Source organism: Streptomyces sp. NPDC000594 (assembly GCF_040299965.1).
Taxonomy (GTDB): Bacteria; Actinomycetota; Actinomycetes; order Streptomycetales; family Streptomycetaceae; genus Streptomyces.
This window is the reverse complement of record NZ_JBEPCY010000014.1, coordinates 169735-188061: the sequence shown is the minus strand read 5'-3', so window position 1 is coordinate 188061 and position 18327 is coordinate 169735. Positions and strand designations below refer to the sequence as shown.

Genomic DNA, 18327 nt, shown 5'->3' with positions numbered 1-18327 from the left:
AGGAGGACGGGGCATGGTGCAGAAGGCCAAGATCCTCCTGGTTGATGACCGGCCGGAGAATCTGCTGGCGCTGGAGGCCATTCTTTCCGCGCTCGATCAGACACTGGTGCGGGCATCGTCAGGGGAGGAAGCGCTCAAGGCGCTGCTGACAGATGATTTCGCGGTCATTCTGCTGGACGTTCAGATGCCGGGGATGGATGGTTTCGAGACCGCCGCGCACATCAAGCGGCGGGAGCGGACCCGGGACATCCCGATCATTTTCCTGACCGCGATCAATCATGGCCCGCACCACACCTTCCGGGGGTACGCGGCGGGCGCGGTCGACTACATCTCCAAGCCCTTCGATCCGTGGGTGCTGCGGGCGAAGGTCTCCGTATTCGTCGATCTGTACATGAAGAACTGCCAACTGCGGGAGCAGGCGGCGCTGCTGAGGCTTCAGCTGGAGGGTGGTGCCCGGTCCGGTGGTGGCGGGGCGGGCGGCAAGGAGCCCGTGGGGCTGCTCGCCGAGCTGTCCGCGCGGCTCGCGGCGGTCGAGGAGCAGGCGGAGGCGCTGTCCAAGCAGCTGGACGACGAGTCCGCCGATGTGGCCGCGGTCGCCACCGCCGCCCATCTGGAGCGGAAGCTGACGGGTCTGCGGCGGGCCCTGGACGCGCTGGAGCCCGGCACCGGCGGGCCGAGCGCGCTGCCGAGCCAGAACTGACGGACCGGTCGGGCCGCCGGGTGCCGCGGGCCCGGCCGGTCCGTTCTTCTGAGGAGCCGTCACCCGGGTGATACGCCCGTACCGGTGGCGGAGCGACACGAACGGGTGAAGGTGTGGGCACGCGTGTCCACCGCGTTCGGCACCGGTAATCTCACCACCATGGCTTCACGTACGTCCGGCAAGGGTTCTCAGGACACGGCGGGTTCCGCCAAGCCGCGCACCGGCCGTACGAGCGGTGCCGGGGGCGCGGCGAAGAAGAAGGCGGCGGCCGGGCCACCGGCGGGCAGGTCCGCGGCGCCCCCCGCCGGGGGTGCGGGGGCCGGGAAGAAGCCCGCGCAGCCCGCCCGGGGAGCGAAGAAGGCACCGGCCGGGAAGGCTCCGGCGAAGAAGACACCCGCCAAGAAGGCGGCGGTGCGCAAGGTCCCGGCGAAGGCCCCCAAGCGCCCCAACGCTCTCTTCCGTCTGGTGCGTGCGGTGTGGCTGGGTCTGGCCCATACCGTCGGCGCGCTCTTCCGGGGGATAGGCAGAGGTGCGAAGGGCCTCGATCCGGCCCATCGCAAGGACGGTCTGGCGCTGCTGCTGCTCGGGATCGCGCTGATCGTCGCCGCCGGGACCTGGTCGAATCTGCGCGGCCCGGTCGGCGATCTGGTGGAGATGCTGGTGACCGGCGCGTTCGGCCGGCTCGATCTGCTGGTGCCGATACTGCTGGGGGTGATCGCGGCCCGGCTGATCCGCCACCCGGAGCGGCCCGAGGCCAACGGCCGGATCGTCATCGGTCTCTCCGCGCTGGTCGTCGGTGTGCTGGGGCAGGTGCACATCGCCTGTGGCTCGCCCGACCGGGCGGACACGGCGGCGGTCCAGGACGCGGGCGGGCTGATCGGCTGGGGTGCGGCCCAGCCGCTGATCTTCACCGTGACGGCGGCGCTGGCCGTACCGCTGCTGCTGCTGCTCACCGTCTTCGGGCTGCTGGTGGTGACGGCGACGCCGGTGAACGCGATCCCGCAGCGGCTGCGGCTGCTGGGGACGAAGCTCGGGCTGATCGCCCCCGCCGAGGACGAGGAGGCGGGGAGCGAGGACGACGCGCGGTACGAGGAGCAGTGGCGCGACGCCGTCCCCGGGAGCGCGGGCCGGGGTCCCGGCCGCCGTGCGCGGGGTGCTGGGGTGTCCGGTCCCGAAGGGGCGGAGGAGGAGGCCCTGGCCCGGCGCCGGGGCGGTGCGGGCGACTTCCCGGAGGGGCGCCGGCCGGACGCGGTGGATGTGGCCGCCGCCGCTGCCGCCGCGCTCGACGGCGCGGTCTACAACGGGCTGCCGCCGTCGCCGCTGGTCGCCGATCTGACCAAGGACCTCACCGCCGACCGTGAGGAGGCGCTGGGCCGTCCGGTGCCGCCCGCGCGCGGGGCGAGGACGGCGGCGGGTGCCCCCGGCTCCGTACCGGATCTGACCAAGCCCGCACCGGAGGCGGACCGTCCGCTGCCGGCCCGGGCCGAGCAGCTCCAGCTGGCCGGGGACATCACCTATGCGCTGCCGTCGCTGGACCTGCTGGAGCGCGGGGGGCCCGGCAAGAGCCGCAGCGCCGCCAATGACTCGGTGGTGGCCTCGCTGACCACGGTGTTCTCCGAGTTCAAGGTGGACGCGGCGGTCACCGGCTTCACCCGGGGGCCGACGGTCACCCGGTACGAGGTGGAGCTGGGTCCGGCGGTGAAGGTGGAGCGGATCACCGCCCTGACCAAGAACATCGCCTACGCCGTGGCCAGTCCGGATGTCCGGATCATCTCGCCGATCCCGGGCAAGTCGGCCGTCGGGATCGAGATCCCCAACACCGACCGGGAGATGGTCAACGTCGGTGATGTGCTGCGGCTCGCGGACGCGGCGGAGGACGACCATCCGATGCTGGTGGCGCTCGGCAAGGATGTCGAGGGCGGCTATGTGATGGCCAATCTGGCGAAGATGCCGCACATCCTGGTCGCCGGGGCCACCGGGTCGGGCAAGTCGTCCTGTATCAACTGCCTCATCACCTCGGTGATGATAAGGGCGACCCCGGAGGATGTCCGGATGGTGCTGGTCGACCCCAAGCGGGTCGAACTCACCGCGTACGAGGGCATCCCGCATCTGATCACGCCGATCATCACCAACCCCAAGCGGGCGGCGGAGGCCCTTCAGTGGGTGGTCCGGGAGATGGATCTGCGGTACGACGATCTCGCCGCCTATGGGTACCGGCATATCGACGACTTCAACCGGGCGGTACGGGACGGCAAGGTGGAGCCGCCCCCGGGCAGTGCGCGCGAGTTGCAGCCGTATCCGTATCTGCTGGTCATCGTGGACGAGCTGGCGGATCTGATGATGGTGGCCCCGCGGGATGTGGAGGACGCGATCGTGCGGATCACCCAGCTGGCGCGGGCGGCGGGCATCCATCTGGTGCTGGCGACCCAGCGGCCCTCCGTCGATGTCGTCACCGGTCTGATCAAGGCGAATGTGCCCTCGCGGCTGGCGTTCGCGACCTCGTCGCTCGCCGACTCCCGGGTCATCCTCGACCAGGCGGGCGCGGAGAAGCTCATCGGCAAGGGCGACGGTCTGTTCCTGCCGATGGGTGCCAACAAGCCGGTCCGGATGCAGGGCGCCTTTGTCACCGAGGACGAGATCGCGGCGGTCGTACGGCACTGCAAGGAGCAGATGACGCCGGTCTTCCGGCAGGACGTGGTCGTCGGTTCCCAGCAGAAGCGGGAGATCGACGAGGAGATCGGCGACGATCTGGATCTGCTCTGCCAGGCGGCGGAGCTGGTGGTGTCGACGCAGTTCGGGTCGACCTCGATGCTCCAGCGCAAGCTGCGGGTGGGCTTCGCGAAGGCGGGACGGCTGATGGACCTCATGGAGTCGCGGAACATCGTCGGGCCCAGCGAGGGGTCCAAGGCCCGTGACGTCCTGGTGAAACCCGAGGAGCTGGATGGAGTGCTCGCGCTGATCCGGGGGGAGCCTCAGCCGTAGGGACCCGGCGGTCAGGGACCCGGCGGTCAGGGACCCGGCAGCCGTAGGTCCGGGAGTCAGGGATCCGGCAGTCAGGGTTCCGGAGGTTCCGGGCGACCGCTCGGCCCCTGGAGCGCAACCCTTTCCCCGCCTCGTACGTCACGTTGAAGGGAGGCAGCGAACCGTTCCCGTCACCCTGGCGGCCATCGGCCATTCGGATGGCGTACAAACTCCGGCCGCCCGGTTGCCCCACTCTTTCGTACCAGCCATACACTGAACCTCCAGCAGGTGGTTACACGCTCGAAAGGCACCCCTGTGACCCTCGGCAACTCCCCCGAAGACGACCGGCCGTCCACCGAGGAGGACCGGCCGTCCATCGGCCGGGTCCTGAAGCAGGCCCGGATCTCCGCCGGCCTGACCGTCGACGAGGTCAGTGCCGCCACCCGGGTGCGGGTCCCGATCATCCACGCGATCGAGCAGGACGATTTCAGCCGCAGCGGCGGCGATGTGTACGCCCGCGGGCATATCCGGATGATCGCCGGACGGGTCGGGGTCGACCCCGGACCGCTGATCGAACGGTACGACGCCCAGCGCGGCGGGCGGCCCGCCCCCACCCCGGCGGCACCGCTCTTCGAGGCCGAGCGGATCCGGCCCGACGCCCGCCGTCCCAACTGGACCGCGGCGATGGTGGCGGCGATCGTCGCCGTCGTCGGCTTTGTCGGCTTCACCCTGTTCAGCGGGGGTGACGGCGGCAGTGGGCGGGACCGTCCGGTCGCCGAGGGCCAGGCGCCCGGCGCCACGCCCTCCCAGCGGTCGAGCGGCAAGCCCGCCGACCCGAAGCCGGTCCCCTCGGACAGCGCCATCGCCGCCGTACCCAATGACAAGGTCACCGTGCGGCTCGCCGTGGTCGAGTCCCGCAGCTGGATCTCGGCCAGGGCCCGCGACGGGCGGCTGATCTTCGATGGCACCCTCTCCCAGGGCGACTCCCGGACCTTCCAGGACAAGGAGGGCATCAATCTGGTCCTCGGCAACGCCGGAGTGATCGATCTCTTCGTCAACGGCAAGAAGGTCGAGGACGATTTCCGGCCCGGTCAGGTCCAGCGTCTCTCGTACACCAAGGGTGATCCGCAGGTCGGCTGAGACACCCGCGACCGGGCCCGCTCCCGGCTTCCGGGCCCTCGCTCCCGCCTCCGCCCACCCCCGGCCGGGCCGCCGTACGGCGCGCCCCGGCCGCCCCGGGTGCCCTCGGGGCAGGGGCGTGGGCCGGGACAAAGTAGTCTTGAGCCCATGCCCGAACGCCGTACCGTCGCCCTTGTCACTCTTGGCTGCGCCCGTAACGAGGTGGACTCGGAGGAGCTGGCAGGCCGCTTGGCAGCGGACGGCTGGAAGCTCGTCGAGGACGCCTCGGACGCGGATGTCGCCGTCGTCAACACCTGCGGCTTTGTCGAGGCCGCCAAGAAGGACTCCGTCGACGCCCTGCTGGAGGCCAACGACCTCAAGGACCATGGCAGGACCCAGGCCGTCGTCGCGGTCGGCTGCATGGCCGAGCGGTACGGCAAGGAGCTGGCCGAGGCCCTTCCCGAGGCCGACGGAGTCCTCGGTTTCGACGACTACGCCGATATCTCCGACCGGCTCCAGACCATCCTCAGTGGCGGGGTCCATGCCTCGCACACCCCCCGTGACCGGCGCAAGCTGCTGCCGCTGAGCCCGGTCGAGCGGCAGGCCGCCACCGGCGTCGCCCTGCCCGGCCACGGCGACGCGCCCGAGGCGCCCGCCCCGATCGTCGACCTCCCCGACGGCCTCGCCCCCGGCTCCGGGCCGCGCGCACCGCTCCGCCGCAGACTCGGCAGCAGCCCCGTGGCCTCGGTGAAGCTGGCCTCCGGCTGCGACCGGCGCTGCACGTTCTGCGCCATCCCGTCCTTCCGGGGCTCCTTCATCTCCCGCCGGCCCAGCGATGTCCTCGGGGAGACCCGCTGGCTCGCCGAGCAGGGCGTCAAGGAGGTCATGCTGGTCTCCGAGAACAACACCTCGTACGGCAAGGACCTCGGCGACATCCGGCTCCTGGAGACCCTGCTGCCGGAGCTGGCGGCCGTCGACGGCATCGAGCGGATCCGGGTGAGCTATCTCCAGCCCGCCGAGATGCGCCCCGGTCTGATCGACGTCCTGACCTCCACCCCGAAGGTGGCGCCCTACTTCGACCTCTCCTTCCAGCACTCGGCGCCCGCGGTCCTGCGCTCGATGCGACGCTTCGGGGACACCGAGCGGTTCCTGGAACTGCTGGAGACCATCCGCTCCAAGGCCCCGCAGGCCGGTGTGCGCTCCAACTTCATCGTGGGCTTCCCCGGGGAGAGCGAGTCGGACTTCGCCGAGCTGGAGCGGTTCCTGACCCATGCCCGGCTGGACGCCATCGGGGTCTTCGGCTACTCCGACGAGGACGGCACGGAGGCCGCCGGGTACGAGCACAAGCTGGACGAGGACGTCATCGCCGAGCGGCTGGCGCATCTCTCCCGGCTGGCCGAGGAGCTGACCTCGCAGCGTGCCGAGGAGCGGCTCGGGGAGCTGCTGGAGGTCCTGGTCGAGTCCGTGGACGGCGAGGACGGGGCGGTGGGCCGCGCCGCGCACCAGGCGCCGGAGACCGACGGACAGATCGTCTTCACCGATCGCGAGGGCCTGGTGCCCGGCCGTATGGTCGTGGCGAAGGCGGTCGGGACCGAAGGCGTCGATCTGCTGGCCGAGTACTGCGAGGACGTACGGGTGGCCGCCGGCCGGACCCCGGGCGAGGAGGCGGGCAGATGACCGGAGTGCCGGCATCCGCGGGGGGCGGCTCCGCCCCCGGTGGCAGGCTGGGCGCTGCGGCCGTCAACCAGGCCAGCCTCTGGAACATCGCCAATATCCTGACCATGCTCCGGCTGCTGCTGGTGCCCGCCTTCGTGGTGCTGCTGCTCCAGGACGGCGGGTACGACCCGGTCTGGCGCGCCTGGGCGTGGGCGGCGTTCGCCGTCGCCATGATCACGGACATCTTCGACGGGCATCTGGCCCGGACGTACAACCTGGTCACCGACTTCGGGAAGATCGCCGACCCGATCGCCGACAAGGCGATCATGGCCGCGGGCCTGATCTGTCTCTCGGCCCTCGGTGACCTTCCGTGGTGGGTGACCGCGGTGATCCTCTTCCGTGAGCTGGGGATCACGCTGATGCGCTTCTGGGTGATCCGTCACGGGGTGATTCCCGCGAGCCGGGGCGGCAAGCTCAAGACCCTGGCCCAGGGCACGGCGGTGGGGATGTACGTCCTGGCGCTGACCGGCCCGCTGGCCACGTTCCGCTTCTGGGTGATGGCCGTCGCCGTGCTGCTGACGCTCGCCACCGGGTTCGACTATGTGCGACAGGCGGTCACCCTGAGACGCCGGGGACTCGCCAAGGAGCGCGGCACCGCCGGGAGCGTGCGGTGACCGAGGCGGCGCGGGTGCTGGCCCTGCTCGCGGAGCGTGGCCAGACCCTGGCGGTCGCGGAGTCCCTCACGGGTGGTCTCGTCGCCGCGGAGCTGACGGGGGTCCCGGGGGCCTCGGCCGTGCTGCGGGGATCGGTCACGGCGTACGCGACCGACCTCAAGCGGGAGCTGCTGGCGGTCGACCCAACTCTCCTGGAGGAGCGCGGAGCGGTTGATTCCGACGTTGCGCGGCAGATGGCGACGGGTGTGCGCGGTCTGCTCGGCGCCGACTGGGGGATCGCCACCACCGGGGTCGCCGGACCCGCCGCCCAGGACGGACAGCCGGTCGGGACCGTCCATGTGGCGCTCGCCGGACCGGACGGAACGGAGAAAACGGCCGTGTTGCGGTTGAACGGCGGCCGGGCGGAAATCCGTAAAGAAAGTGTACGGAGCGTACTCGCGCTGCTGCTGGACGAAATCCTGGCGACGGCGCGGGCACAGGATACGGAACAGAACGGGGGGAATTGATGTTTGCAGCCCTGAGTGAACACGACATCGCTCCCCGCACGGCCGCAGCACAAGGCGGTACGGTGGGGCGTGAAGGATGCGGTTACGCGGTCCGAGGAGGGAGCCACCGATGATTCTGCTCCGTCGCCTGCTGGGTGACGTGCTGCGTCGGCAGCGCCAGCGCCAGGGCCGTACTCTGCGCGAAGTCTCCTCGTCCGCCCGAGTTTCGCTCGGCTATCTCTCCGAGGTGGAGCGGGGGCAGAAGGAGGCTTCCTCCGAGCTGCTCTCCGCGATCTGCGACGCGCTGGACGTACGGATGTCCGAGCTGATGCGGGAGGTCAGCGACGAGCTGTCGCTGGCGGAACTGGCGGCGTCGGCAGCCGCCACCGAGCCGGTGCCCGCACCGGTACGTACGATGCTGAACTCCGTCTCCGTGACGTCGGTGACCGGTGTGCCGACCGAGCGGGTGACGATCAAGGCGCCGGCGGAAGCCGTCGACGTCGTCGCCGCGTAGCGCTCAGGGCGTCGACCCGTTCCGCCGTGCCGATGGGTACGGCGTTTTGCGGTCCTCGACGACACCGGGCCGGACGGAGACGTTCCGTCGGCGCGGATACGGTGTGGTGCGACCCGGACCCCGGTCGCTGCCCTCAGGGGCGGCGGGCCGGGGTTCTCTGCGTTCTCCGATCTCTCTGTGTTCCCGGGGCGGTGTACGGGGTTCTCTGCCCCGGGGTGGTGTACGGGATCGTCGGCTCGGGGCTTGCGCCCGGCTTGCGCGCGGCTTGGGCGGGGCTTGAGTGGGGCTTCGGCCCCGGAGGGCGGGCACGGCTCGCGAGACGTCCGCTCCGGTGGAGCCGTTCCCGGAGTGCTGTGTACGGAGCGTACGGAGCGTGTGCGGGGCGGGTGCCCGGGTAGGCGCCCGAAGGGGCGGCGGATGAGGCAGATCTTTCCGCATGTCCCTTTCGGGGGGTTGTGTCATGGTGGAAACGCCGACAACCGAGTGGAGGCCCTGCATGTCTGTGGTGAAGAGCCAGCTGTCCGACGCCGATCTCAAGACGGTCGGGGAAGCGCTCAGGGGCGCACTGGTCGATCTGGTCGATCTCTCGCTCGTGGCCAAACAGGTCCACTGGAATGTGGTCGGCCCGCGCTTCCGGTCCGTCCATCTCCAGCTGGACGAGGTCGTCGACACGGCCCGGCTGCACTCGGACACGGTGGCGGAGCGGTGCTCCGCGATCGGGGTCACCCCGGACGGGCGGGCCGCGACCGTGGCCGAGCAGAGCGCGATCGGCCCCGTGCCGGAGGGCTGGATCAAGGACACCGACGCGATCCGGGTCCTGGTCCAGGCACTGAAGGCGGTGGTCGAACGGATGCGAGTGCGTATCGACGTGACCGGTGACCCCGACCCGGTGAGTCAGGACATCATCATCGGACTCACCGGCGATCTGGAGAAGCACTCGTGGATGTTCCAGGCGGAGAGCGCCTGAGCGCCTGAGTATCTGAGGGGCCGAGTGCCGGAGTGCCCGAGGGCGTGCGCGGTCGATCGGCTGATCCGCCGGTGCGCGCAGGTGCCCGCCGGTGCCCCGGGCGCGGGGGCGTGCTCCGGGGGCGTGTGCGCCGTCCCGGTGGTGCGCCCTCCCTGAGGGTGATCGTCCGGGTCTAGCGTGGTTCCCGAGGGAGGCAGCCATGGCGGATCGCGAGGGCACCCTCGGGCCCCGGTGGGGATCCCTGGCCGTCCCGGCGGCGCTGGCCGCGGGCGCGCTCTGGTGGTGGGCCCTGGTCCGGCTGGTCATGGCGCCGGAGCGGGCCGGTCTGGTCGAGGGCGCGGTGCTGGCGGGCGGCTGGGGGCTCAGTCTGCTGCCGGTCCATGTCACCGCCTACCAGGGGCGGGCCGGCCGTGACGGCCGGAGGCCGCGCCTCGTGGAGATGGCGGCCGGGCTGTGGGCACGGGGGCGCGGCGGTGGCCCGGCGCGGGGCGCCGGTGGTACGCCGGGCCGCACATGTCCTGTGGGCGGTACGGGTCGCGGCGCCGACGGGACCGCGCGGGACGGCTGTCCGCCGGGTGCGGACGGAGGACCCGGGGTCACCAGGGCATCGACACACCACCGTTCGGACGGATGATCTGGCCCGTGGTGAACGCCGACGCGTCGGACGCCAGATGGAGCACCGCATGGGCCACGTCCTCGGGCCGGCCCACCCGGCCCAGCGGGGACCGCGCGGCCATGGACTCCTCGACGGTCCGGTTCAGCCCGGCGTCATGGCGCTCGGTCATCGGGGTGCGGATCCAGCCCGGGGCGACGCTGTTCACCCGGATCCCGTGCGGCCCCAGCTCCGTGGCCAGGGTCCGGGTCAGCTGGACCACCGCCGCCTTGGACATGCTGTACGCGAGGCCGCCGGGGTAGCCCGCGTCCACCGCGCCCGAGGCCATGGTGACGAGGGAGCCGGGGGTGCCGGCCGCGATCATCGCGCGGGCCGCCGCCCGGCAGGTGTGCAGAACCCCGGTGACATTGACCGCGAGGACACGGTTCAGATCCTCGTCGGTGGTGTCGAGGGCGGGGGCGATGTGCAGCACCCCCGCGATGGCGGCGGCGATGTCCAGGCTCCGCCCGTCGGCGGTGACGGCCGCGACGACCGCCTCGACCGCCGCGCCGTCGGTGACGTCCAGGACATGGGACTCACCTCCGCCCGGGGTGCCGCCGATCAGCTCCAGGGTCTCCCGCAGGCCCTTGTCGTCGAGGTCCGCGCAGTGGACGGTGGCCCCCGCCTGGGCGAGCAGCACCGCGGTGGCCCGGCCGATACCGCTCGCGGCGCCGGTGATCAACGCCGTTCTGCTGCTGAGGTCGTACGCCGTGAGAGGCATGCGGGGACCGTACGAACGGATCTGACGGACTGTCAATCAACCGGGCCGTGCTGGCAGCCGGGGCACCAGTAGCTGACGCGTTCGTCGCCGCTGGCGCCGGGGACGGCAGGGGTACTGCGGCGGACGGGGGTGCCGCAGCGGAGGCAGGGGCGGCCCTCGCGGCCGTACACATGGAGCCGGGTCCGCGCGCCGGCGGCCGTGGTCCGGCGGTCGCTGTTCGCCCTGTTCGCGGTGAGCAGCCGGTGGGCCGTGGCCACCAGCCGTTCGGGTACGTCCCGGGGGAGTTCGCCCACCGGGAGCCAGGGGGTGACCCGGGCGAGGAAGGCCAGCTCCGACTTGTACACATTGCCGATGCCCGCGAGGTTGCGCTGGTCGAGCAGGGCGTCACCGAGGGGGCGGGCGGGGTCGGAGAGCAGTCGCGCGACCGCTTCGCCGGGGTCCCAGTCGGGGCCGAGGAGGTCGGGGCCGAGATGGCCCACGACGCGCTCCTCGTCGGTGGTGCGCAGCAGCTCCAGCACCGGGAGGCGGTAGCCGACGGCGGTGTGGGCGGCGGTGCCGAGGATGGCGCGGATCTGGTGGGCGGGGCCGCCGGACGGGCGCGTGCCCACCGGGAAGACCCGCCAGGATCCGTCCATCCGCAGATGGGAGTGGAGGGTGAGGCCGCCCTCGAACCGGGTGAGCAGATGTTTGCCGCGCGGTACCACCTCCAGGGTGTGCCGCCCGGTGAGATCGGCCGTGGCGAGCGAGGGCACCCGCAGCTCGCACCGGGTCAGCTCCCGCCCCGCGAGCACGCCGTCCAGCCGGTGCGCGGTGCGCCAGACGGTGTCTCCTTCGGGCATGCCCCCATGATGCGCCTCCGGGGAGGGCCGCGCGGGGTGGTGCGGGGGTGGTCGGGACCGGTGGTCCGAGCCCGTGGAGGGCCCGGGGCCGGGGCTCAGGCGCGGATGCGCAGGCCCCGGGGGGTGGCGTGGAAGCCGGACGCCTCCAGTGCGGGGGCCAGGGGCGAGGTCAGGGCCGGGGTGCCGTTGATCCGCTCCACGGTGACCGTCCCCAGGGCGCCCTCGCGAGCGGCCTCGGCGAGCGCGGCGAGGGCGGCCCGTGCCGCCGCTGTCTCGGGTGGGGCCCAGATCAGCAGGGTCCTGCCGCCGCGCTCCACGTACAGCGTCAGCTCGCCGTCGACCAGGACCACCAGGGAGCCCGCCTTCCGCCCCGGTTTGTGGCTCGCGCCCTCCGGCGGCTCCGGCCAGGGCAGCGCGGCGCCATAGGCGTGGGCCGGGTCGGCGGCGGCCAGCACCAGGGCGGTCGGTGCCTCGCGGTCCCCGTCGCGCTCGCGTGCGGTGGCCGCCGCCCGGAGCCGGTCCACCGCGCCCTCCACGGCGAACTGCGCCGCGCCCAGGCCCTCCACCACATAGCCCCGGCGGGCCTGCCCGCTCTCCTCGAACGCCGACAGCACCCGGTACACCGCCGAGAAGCCGCCCTCGACCCCTTCGGCGGCGACCGCGCCCCGGGTCACCACCCCATGGCGGTCGAGGAGGGTCCGGGCCAGGGCGTGGGCCCGGACCGTGGGATCCGGCTCGGCCGGCGGAAGCAGGGACCAGCGACCGCTCACGGTGGGCGGTCCGCCCCGGCTCACGGGCCGGGGTGCCGCCGTGAGGCCGCCGTACCGCCCCCGGGGCACGCTCCGCCGGGCCCGGTGGGCGGTCGCCCCGGCGGTGCGGCCCGAGCCGAGGAGGGCGCGCAGCGGGGCGAGGGTGTCATTGGTGAGCCGCCCCGACCAGGCCAGCTCCCAGATCGCGTCGGCCAGCTGTGCGTCGCCGGCGTCCGGGTGGGTGGTGGCCCTGACCTGGTCGGCGATCTGGCGGAAGAAGAGTCCGTACCCGGGGGCGAGTGCGGTGAGCACCGACTCCTGGAGCGCGGTCGGCTCCAGTGGGCGCGGCGGGGGCAGCAGCAGCGGGGCGGTGTCGGCGGGGTGGAGGGCGACCCAGCCGTCCTTGCCGGGGAGGGCGCCCGCGCCGGCCCAGACGATCTCGCCGGTCATGGTCAGTTCGTCCAGCAGGGCGGGGGTGTAGTCGCGGACCCGGGACGGCAGGATCAGCTTCTCCAGGGCGGAGGCGGGCACGGCCGCCCCCTGGAGCTGTTCGACGGCGCGGGCGAGACCGTCGATGCCCCGGAGCCCGCCGCGCAGATGCTGCCAGGTGGGCAGGAAGGCGGCGAGCGCGGCCGGGGGTGCGGGCTCCAGCTCATGGCGGAGGGCGGCGAGGGAGCGCCGTCGCAGCCGTCGCAGCACGGTCGCGTCGCACCACTCCTGTCCGATGCCCGAGGGGTGGAATTCGCCCTGGACGATCCGCCCGCTCGCGGCCAGCCGCTGGAGGGCGCCCTCGGTGACGGCGGTGCCCAGGCCGAAGCGGGCCGCCGCCGTGCCGGAGGTGAAGGGGCCGTGGGTACGGGCGTACCGGGAGAGCAGATCGCCGAGCGGGTCCTTGACCGGTTCGGTGAACGCCTCGGGGACGCCGACGGGGAGTGCGGTGCCCAGGGCGTCCCGGAGCCGTCCGGCGTCCTCGATCGCGGCCCAGTGGTCGGTGCCCGCGATCCGGACCCGGATGGCGCGGCGGGCCTCGGCCAGCCCCTGGGCCCAGGGCGGTTCGGCGCCGCGCTCGGTCAGCTCGTCGTCGGTGAGCGGCCCCAGGATCCGCAGCAGATCGGCGACCCCCTCGGCGTCCTTGACCCTGCGGTCCTCGGTGCGCCACTGGACCTCCCGCTCCAGCTCGGCGAGGACATCGGCGTCGAGCAGCTCGCGCAGCTCGGCCTGGCCGAGCAGTTCGGCGAGCAGCCGGGAGTCGAGGGAGAGCGCGGCGGCGCGCCGCTCCGCGAGGGGTGAGTCCCCCTCGTACAGGAACTGGGCGACATAGCCGAAGAGCAGGGAGCGGGCGAACGGTGAGGGCTCGGGGGTGGTGACCTCGACCATCCGGACCCGGCGGGCCGCGATGTCGCCCATCAGCTCGCTGAGGCCGGGGACGTCGAACACGTCCTGGAGGCATTCGCGGACCGCCTCCAGCACGATGGGGAAGGAGCCGAACTCGCTCGCCACCTGGAGGAGCTGGGAGGCGCGCTGGCGCTGCTGCCACAGCGGGGTGCGCTGGCCGGGGCGGCGGCGCGGCAGCAGCAGGGCGCGGGCGGCGCACTCCCGGAACCGGGCCGCGAACAGCGCCGAGCCGCCCACCTGGTCGGTGACGATCCCGCTGATCTCGCCCCGGTCGAAGACGGCGTCCGCCGCGCCGACGGGGGCCTGTTCGTCGTCGTGGGCGGTGCCGAGGTCGGCGGGGTCCTGGTCGAGCAGGTCCAGGCCCATCAGATCGGCGTCCGGCAGCCGTAGCACGATGCCGTCGTCGGCATGCATGACCTGGGCGTCCATGCCGTACCGCTCGGCGAGACGGGCGCCGAGCGCGAGCGCCCAGGGGGCGTGCACCTGGGCGCCGAACGGGGAGTGGATCACCACCCGCCAGTCGCCCAGCTCGTCGCGGAACCGCTCCACCAGGATGGTGCGGTCGTCGGGGACATGGCCGCAGGCCCGGCGCTGTTCGTCCAGATAGGCGAGGACATTGTCGGCGGCCCAGGTGTCGAGGCCGGCCGCCAGCAGCCGTGCCCTGGCGTCCGGTGCGGGCAGCGCGCCGATCTCCCGCTGGAAGGCGCCGACCGCGCGCCCCAGCTCCAGGGGCCTGCCGAGCTGGTCGCCCTTCCAGAAGGGCAGCCGGCCCGGGACGCCGGGGGCGGGGGTGACCAGGACCCGGTCGCGGGTGATGTCCTCGATCCGCCAGGAGGTGGTGCCCAGGGTGAAGACATCGCCGACCCGGGACTCGTACACCATCTCCTCGTCCAGCTCACCGACGCGGCCACCGCCCTTCTTCGGGTCCGCGCCCGCGAGGAAGACCCCGAAGAGCCCCCGGTCGGGGATGGTCCCGCCGGAGGTGACGGCGAGCCGCTGGGCCCCGGGCCGCCCGGTGACCGTGCCCGCGAGCCGGTCCCAGACCACCCGGGGGCGCAGCTCGGCGAAGCCGTCGGAGGGATAGCGCCCGGCGAGCATGTCGAGGACGGCGGTGAAGGCCGATTCGGGCAGGGAGGCGAAGGGGGCCGCGCGGCGGACCAGCGCCAGCATGTCGTCGGCCTGCCAGGTGTCCAGGGCGGCCATGGCGACCAGCTGCTGGGCCAGGACGTCGAGCGGGTTGGCGGGGATCCGCAGGGATTCGATCCGGCCCTCGCGCATCCGCTCGGTGACCACGGCGGCCTGCACCAGATCGCCCCGGTACTTGGGGAAGACCACTCCGGTGGAGACGGCGCCCACCTGGTGTCCGGCGCGGCCGACCCGCTGGAGGCCGGAGGCGACCGACGGGGGCGACTCGACCTGGACGACCAGGTCGACGGCGCCCATGTCGATGCCCAGCTCCAGGCTGGAGGTGGCCACGACGGCGGGGAGCCGGCCCGCTTTGAGGTCCTCCTCCACCTGGGCCCGCTGTTCCTTGGAGACGGAGCCGTGGTGGGCGCGGGCGAGCAGGGGCGGGGCGCCGAGCGCGGCCCCGGACTGGGCCATGATCTCGGCCGGTGGGCGCGGGCCGGGGTTTTCGAGGGTGGTGCCGGTGGCCCGCTCGTACGCGATCTCGTTGAGGCGGTTGCAGAGCCGCTCGGCGAGCCGCCGGGAGTTGGCGAAGACGATGGTGGAGCGGTGGGCCTGGACGAGGTCGGCGATCCGCTCCTCGACATGGGGCCAGATGGAGGGGCGGTCCCCGGTGGCGGCGGGGTCGGCGGGGCCGGACGGTGGCGGGGCGGCGCCGCCCAGCTCGCCCAGGTCCTCGACCGGGACCACCACCGACAGATCGAACTCCTTGGTGGACGGTGGCTGCACGATCTCGGTGCGGCCCCGGGGGGCGAGGAAGCGGGCGACCTCGTCCACCGGGCGGACGGTGGCGGAGAGGCCGATGCGGCGGGCGGGGCGGGGCAGCAGTTCGTCCAGCCGCTCCAGGGAGACGGCGAGATGGGCGCCGCGCTTGGTCCCGGCGACGGCGTGCACCTCGTCCAGGATCACGGTCTCGACGCCGGTCAGCGCGGACCGGGCCGAGGAGGTGAGCATGAGGAAGAGCGATTCGGGGGTGGTGATCAGGATGTCCGGCGGCCGGGTGGCGAGCGATCTGCGCTCGGCGGCGGGGGTGTCGCCGGAGCGGATGCCGACCCTGATGTCGGGCTCGGGCAGCCCCAGCCGGACGGCCTCCTGCCGGATACCCGTCAGCGGGCTGCGGAGATTGCGCTCCACATCGACGGCGAGCGCCTTCAGCGGGGAGACATAGAGGACCCGGCAGCGGGCCTTGGTGTCGGCGGGCTGGGGAATGGACGCCAGCCGGTCCAGCGCGGCGAGAAAGGCGGCCAGGGTCTTGCCCGATCCGGTGGGCGCCACCACCAGGACGTCCGACCCCTCGCCGATCGCCCGCCAGGCGCCCTCCTGCGCGGCGGTGGGCGCGCTGAAGGCTCCCGTGAACCAGCTCCGGGTCGCGGGGGAGAAGGAGTCGAGCGCAGTCCTGGCCATGTCCCCCATCGTGCACCCCGCCACTGACATCCGGCCGTCACCCGGCTCTCCCGTCCGCCCGCGGTCTCCGCCGGAGTGGTTCCGGTGCAGGTCAGCGGGGTCCTCCGGAGAGCCGCACAATGGCTGTATGGGGCATCCGGAGCGTGCTGGGCGCGGCGAGTGGGCGAGACACTGGCGGTACGAGGAGCTGCCGGGTCTCGATCTGCTGAGCGCCCACTACATCCGGCACACCTTCCGGCGGCACAGCCATGAGGGCTTCACCCTCGGCGCGATCAGCGGCGGGATCGAGGAGGTGGGCCTGCCCGGGGGCGTGGTCCGGGCCCATCCGGGCAGTGTCGTCATGATCAACCCCGAGGTGGCGCACACCGCCCGCGCGGGCACCCCCGGAGGCTGGACCTATGCCACCCTCTATCCCTCCGCCGAGCTGGTCTCCGCGATAGCGGACGAGGTCGGCGCCGTGCGCGGCACGCCCGGCTTCCGGGAGACGGTGGTCCACGACCCGGCGGTCGCCGAGCAGATCCGCGGGGTGCACCGGGCCGCCGAGGCGGGCAACGCGCTCGCCGCGGACAGCCTGCTCCGGGTGGTGATCGCCCGGCTGCTCAGCCAGTACGGCGGCCGGCTGCCCGCCCGTACACCCCCTCCCCGGGACGCCGCCGCGGGCCGTGCCGCCGCTCTCGCCCGGACCCTGCTGGAGGAGCGCATGGCCGACCCGCCGTCCCTGGAGCGGCTGGCACGGGAGGTGGGCACCAGCCCCTTCGCGCTGCTGCGCGCGTTCCGGACGGCGTACGGCATGCCTCCGCACACCTGGCTCACCGACGCCCGGGTCCGCCGGGCCCGCCGGCTGCTGGAGGGCGGCAGCACCCCGGCCGAGACGGCGGTGGCCGTGGGCTTCACCGACCAGCCGCATCTCAACCGTCACTTCACCCGGATCGTGGGGGTGCCCCCCGGCGCGTACCGCAGGGAACGCGCCGGGGGTACGGGGACCTGACACCGGGAGCCCCCGTCACCGGGCGCCCGGCCCGGCGGGCGGCGGCGCAAGAACGTACAAGACCGGGGAGCGCGACCGCCCGTAACGTCCCGGCCGTGGCGGAACAGACGACCTACCCAGAGAGCCCCCCGCCGGTCGGCGCGGAGGCGGCACCCCTGCCCGGACACGCCGGACCGGAAACCCGTACCCCCACCGGGGCGGGGAACGGCACCGGAGCGGAGACCGCACCCGGGGCGGGGACCGGATCCGGGGCCGACAGGCCCGACCGGGCCGTGATCCGGGACTCCCTCGGGGTCGGCGTCGCCGTCGGGCTCTCCGGATTCGCCTTCGGGGTGACGGCGGCGGGCTCCGGTTTCACCCTGCTCCAGACCTGTGTGCTGAGCCTTCTGGTCTTCACCGGCGCATCGCAGTTCGCCCTGGTCGGAGCGGTAGCGGCGGGAGGCAACCCCTTCACCGCCGCCGCCGGGGCGTTCTTCCTCGGCGTCCGCAACGCGTTCTACGGGCTGCGCCTCTCCCAGCTGCTCGCCCTGCCCCGCTTCCTCCGGCCGCTCGCCGCCCACTGGGTGATCGACGAGACCGCGGCCGTCGCCCTCGCCCAGCCCTCCCGGCGGGCCGCCCGCCTCGGCTTCACCGTGACCGGGGCCACCCTCTACATCCTCTGGAACCTGACCACCCTGGCCGGTGCCGCGGGCGCCGAGGCCCTCGGGGACACCCGGGCCTGGGGACTGGACGCGGCGGGCCCCGCCGTCTTCCTCGCCCTGCTCGCGCCCATGCTGCGCACCGCGAGCGAGCGCGCGGTGGCCGCACTCGCCGTCCTCCTCGTGCTCGGCGCCCTGCCCCTGCTGCCCGCCGGGGTCCCCGTCCTGGTGGCCGCGCTCGCCGCCCCCGCCGTGCTCTGGCTCAAGGGCCGTGCCCCCCGCGCCCCCGGGACCACCCCTGCCCCGGTGGAGACCGTGGAGACGGTGAAGACAGCGGAGACAGTCAAGGAGGAGGACCGTTGAGCCTCTGGATCGCGATAGCCGCCACCGCCGTCGGCTGCTACCTCGTCAAACTCGCCGGACTGCTGGTCCCGGCGGGCGTCCTGGAACGCCCCCTGGTCCAGCGGCTGGCCGCGCTGCTCCCGGTCGCCCTGCTGGCGGCGCTCACCGCGCAGCAGACCTTCGGCGCCGGCAGCACCCTGGTCCTGGACGCCCGCGCGGCCGGGCTCGGTGCGGCGGCGCTCGCCCTGGTGCTGCGCGCCCCCTTCCTGGTCGTGGTCGCCGCGGCGGTCGCCGTCACCGCGGGGGTACGGGCACTCGGCGGCTGATCCACCCCGGCG

Annotated in this window: 15 protein-coding genes; 12 read left to right on the top strand and 3 right to left on the bottom strand. The window is 73.3% G+C overall.

Annotation, left to right across the window (positions count from 1 at the left end; genetic code table 11):
* Positions 1-13 precede the first annotated feature (13 nt).
* From ABT354_RS21090 to ABT354_RS38090, 9 genes are all read left to right on the top strand, one after another.
* Positions 14-700, top strand: a complete 687-nt coding sequence (locus ABT354_RS21090) for a response regulator (protein ID WP_351495960.1) — start codon at positions 14-16, stop codon at positions 698-700.
* Between the two features lie 159 nt (positions 701-859).
* Complete coding sequence (locus ABT354_RS21085) at positions 860-3682, top strand: DNA translocase FtsK (RefSeq protein ID WP_351495958.1); 2823 nt, start codon at positions 860-862, stop codon at positions 3680-3682.
* 294 nt (positions 3683-3976) lie between these two features.
* On the top strand, positions 3977-4801 hold the full coding sequence (locus ABT354_RS21080) for a helix-turn-helix domain-containing protein (protein ID WP_351495956.1): 825 nt from the start codon (positions 3977-3979) through the stop codon (positions 4799-4801).
* Positions 4802-4948: 147 nt separating this feature from the next.
* Entirely contained in the window at positions 4949-6457 is a 1509-nt protein-coding gene (rimO, locus tag ABT354_RS21075; RefSeq protein ID WP_351495954.1) for a 30S ribosomal protein S12 methylthiotransferase RimO, read from the top strand.
* Positions 6454-7110 carry a CDP-diacylglycerol--glycerol-3-phosphate 3-phosphatidyltransferase gene (gene pgsA, locus ABT354_RS21070; RefSeq protein ID WP_351495952.1) on the top strand — a complete coding sequence of 219 codons (657 nt, stop codon included), beginning with the start codon at positions 6454-6456 and terminating at the stop codon, positions 7108-7110. The genes rimO and pgsA overlap by 4 nt, the downstream gene beginning before the upstream one ends.
* Positions 7107-7616 carry a CinA family protein gene (locus tag ABT354_RS21065; protein WP_351495950.1) on the top strand — a complete coding sequence of 170 codons (510 nt, stop codon included), beginning with the start codon at positions 7107-7109 and terminating at the stop codon, positions 7614-7616. Before pgsA ends, ABT354_RS21065 begins: the two co-directional genes overlap by 4 nt.
* Positions 7617-7725: 109 nt before the next feature.
* Positions 7726-8109 carry a helix-turn-helix domain-containing protein gene (locus tag ABT354_RS21060; protein WP_351495948.1) on the top strand — a complete coding sequence of 128 codons (384 nt, stop codon included), beginning with the start codon at positions 7726-7728 and terminating at the stop codon, positions 8107-8109.
* A gap of 496 nt (positions 8110-8605) precedes the next feature.
* Complete coding sequence (locus tag ABT354_RS21055) at positions 8606-9076, top strand: Dps family protein (RefSeq protein ID WP_351495946.1); 471 nt, start codon at positions 8606-8608, stop codon at positions 9074-9076.
* Positions 9077-9275: 199 nt separating this feature from the next.
* Positions 9276-9710 carry a hypothetical protein gene (locus ABT354_RS38090; protein ID WP_502983458.1) on the top strand — a complete coding sequence of 145 codons (435 nt, stop codon included), beginning with the start codon at positions 9276-9278 and terminating at the stop codon, positions 9708-9710.
* Here ABT354_RS38090 and ABT354_RS21045 read toward each other — a convergent pair.
* From ABT354_RS21045 to ABT354_RS21035, 3 genes are all read right to left on the bottom strand, one after another.
* Positions 9673-10449, bottom strand: coding sequence for an SDR family NAD(P)-dependent oxidoreductase (locus ABT354_RS21045; protein WP_351495944.1), 777 nt, complete (start codon positions 10447-10449; stop codon positions 9673-9675). The genes ABT354_RS38090 and ABT354_RS21045 overlap by 38 nt on opposite strands.
* Positions 10450-10481: 32 nt before the next feature.
* Positions 10482-11288: an Fpg/Nei family DNA glycosylase gene (locus ABT354_RS21040; protein WP_351495942.1), complete on the bottom strand. Its 807-nt coding sequence runs from the start codon at positions 11286-11288 to the stop codon at positions 10482-10484.
* Between the two features lie 95 nt (positions 11289-11383).
* Positions 11384-16021, bottom strand: coding sequence for an ATP-dependent helicase (locus ABT354_RS21035; RefSeq protein WP_351495940.1), 4638 nt, complete (start codon positions 16019-16021; stop codon positions 11384-11386).
* A 127-nt stretch (positions 16022-16148) separates the two neighbouring features.
* Between ABT354_RS21035 and ABT354_RS21030 the strand changes: the two genes are divergently transcribed.
* From ABT354_RS21030 to ABT354_RS21020, 3 genes are all read left to right on the top strand, one after another.
* Complete coding sequence (locus ABT354_RS21030; protein WP_351495938.1) at positions 16149-17009, top strand: AraC family transcriptional regulator; 861 nt, start codon at positions 16149-16151, stop codon at positions 17007-17009.
* A gap of 95 nt (positions 17010-17104) precedes the next feature.
* The gene (locus ABT354_RS21025) at positions 17105-18010 is read left to right on the top strand and encodes an AzlC family ABC transporter permease (RefSeq protein WP_502983457.1); all 906 of its coding nucleotides are present in this window, start codon (positions 17105-17107) and stop codon (positions 18008-18010) included.
* Positions 18007-18315: an AzlD domain-containing protein gene (locus tag ABT354_RS21020; RefSeq protein ID WP_351495936.1), complete on the top strand. Its 309-nt coding sequence runs from the start codon at positions 18007-18009 to the stop codon at positions 18313-18315. The genes ABT354_RS21025 and ABT354_RS21020 overlap by 4 nt, the downstream gene beginning before the upstream one ends.
* Positions 18316-18327 lie beyond the last annotated feature (12 nt).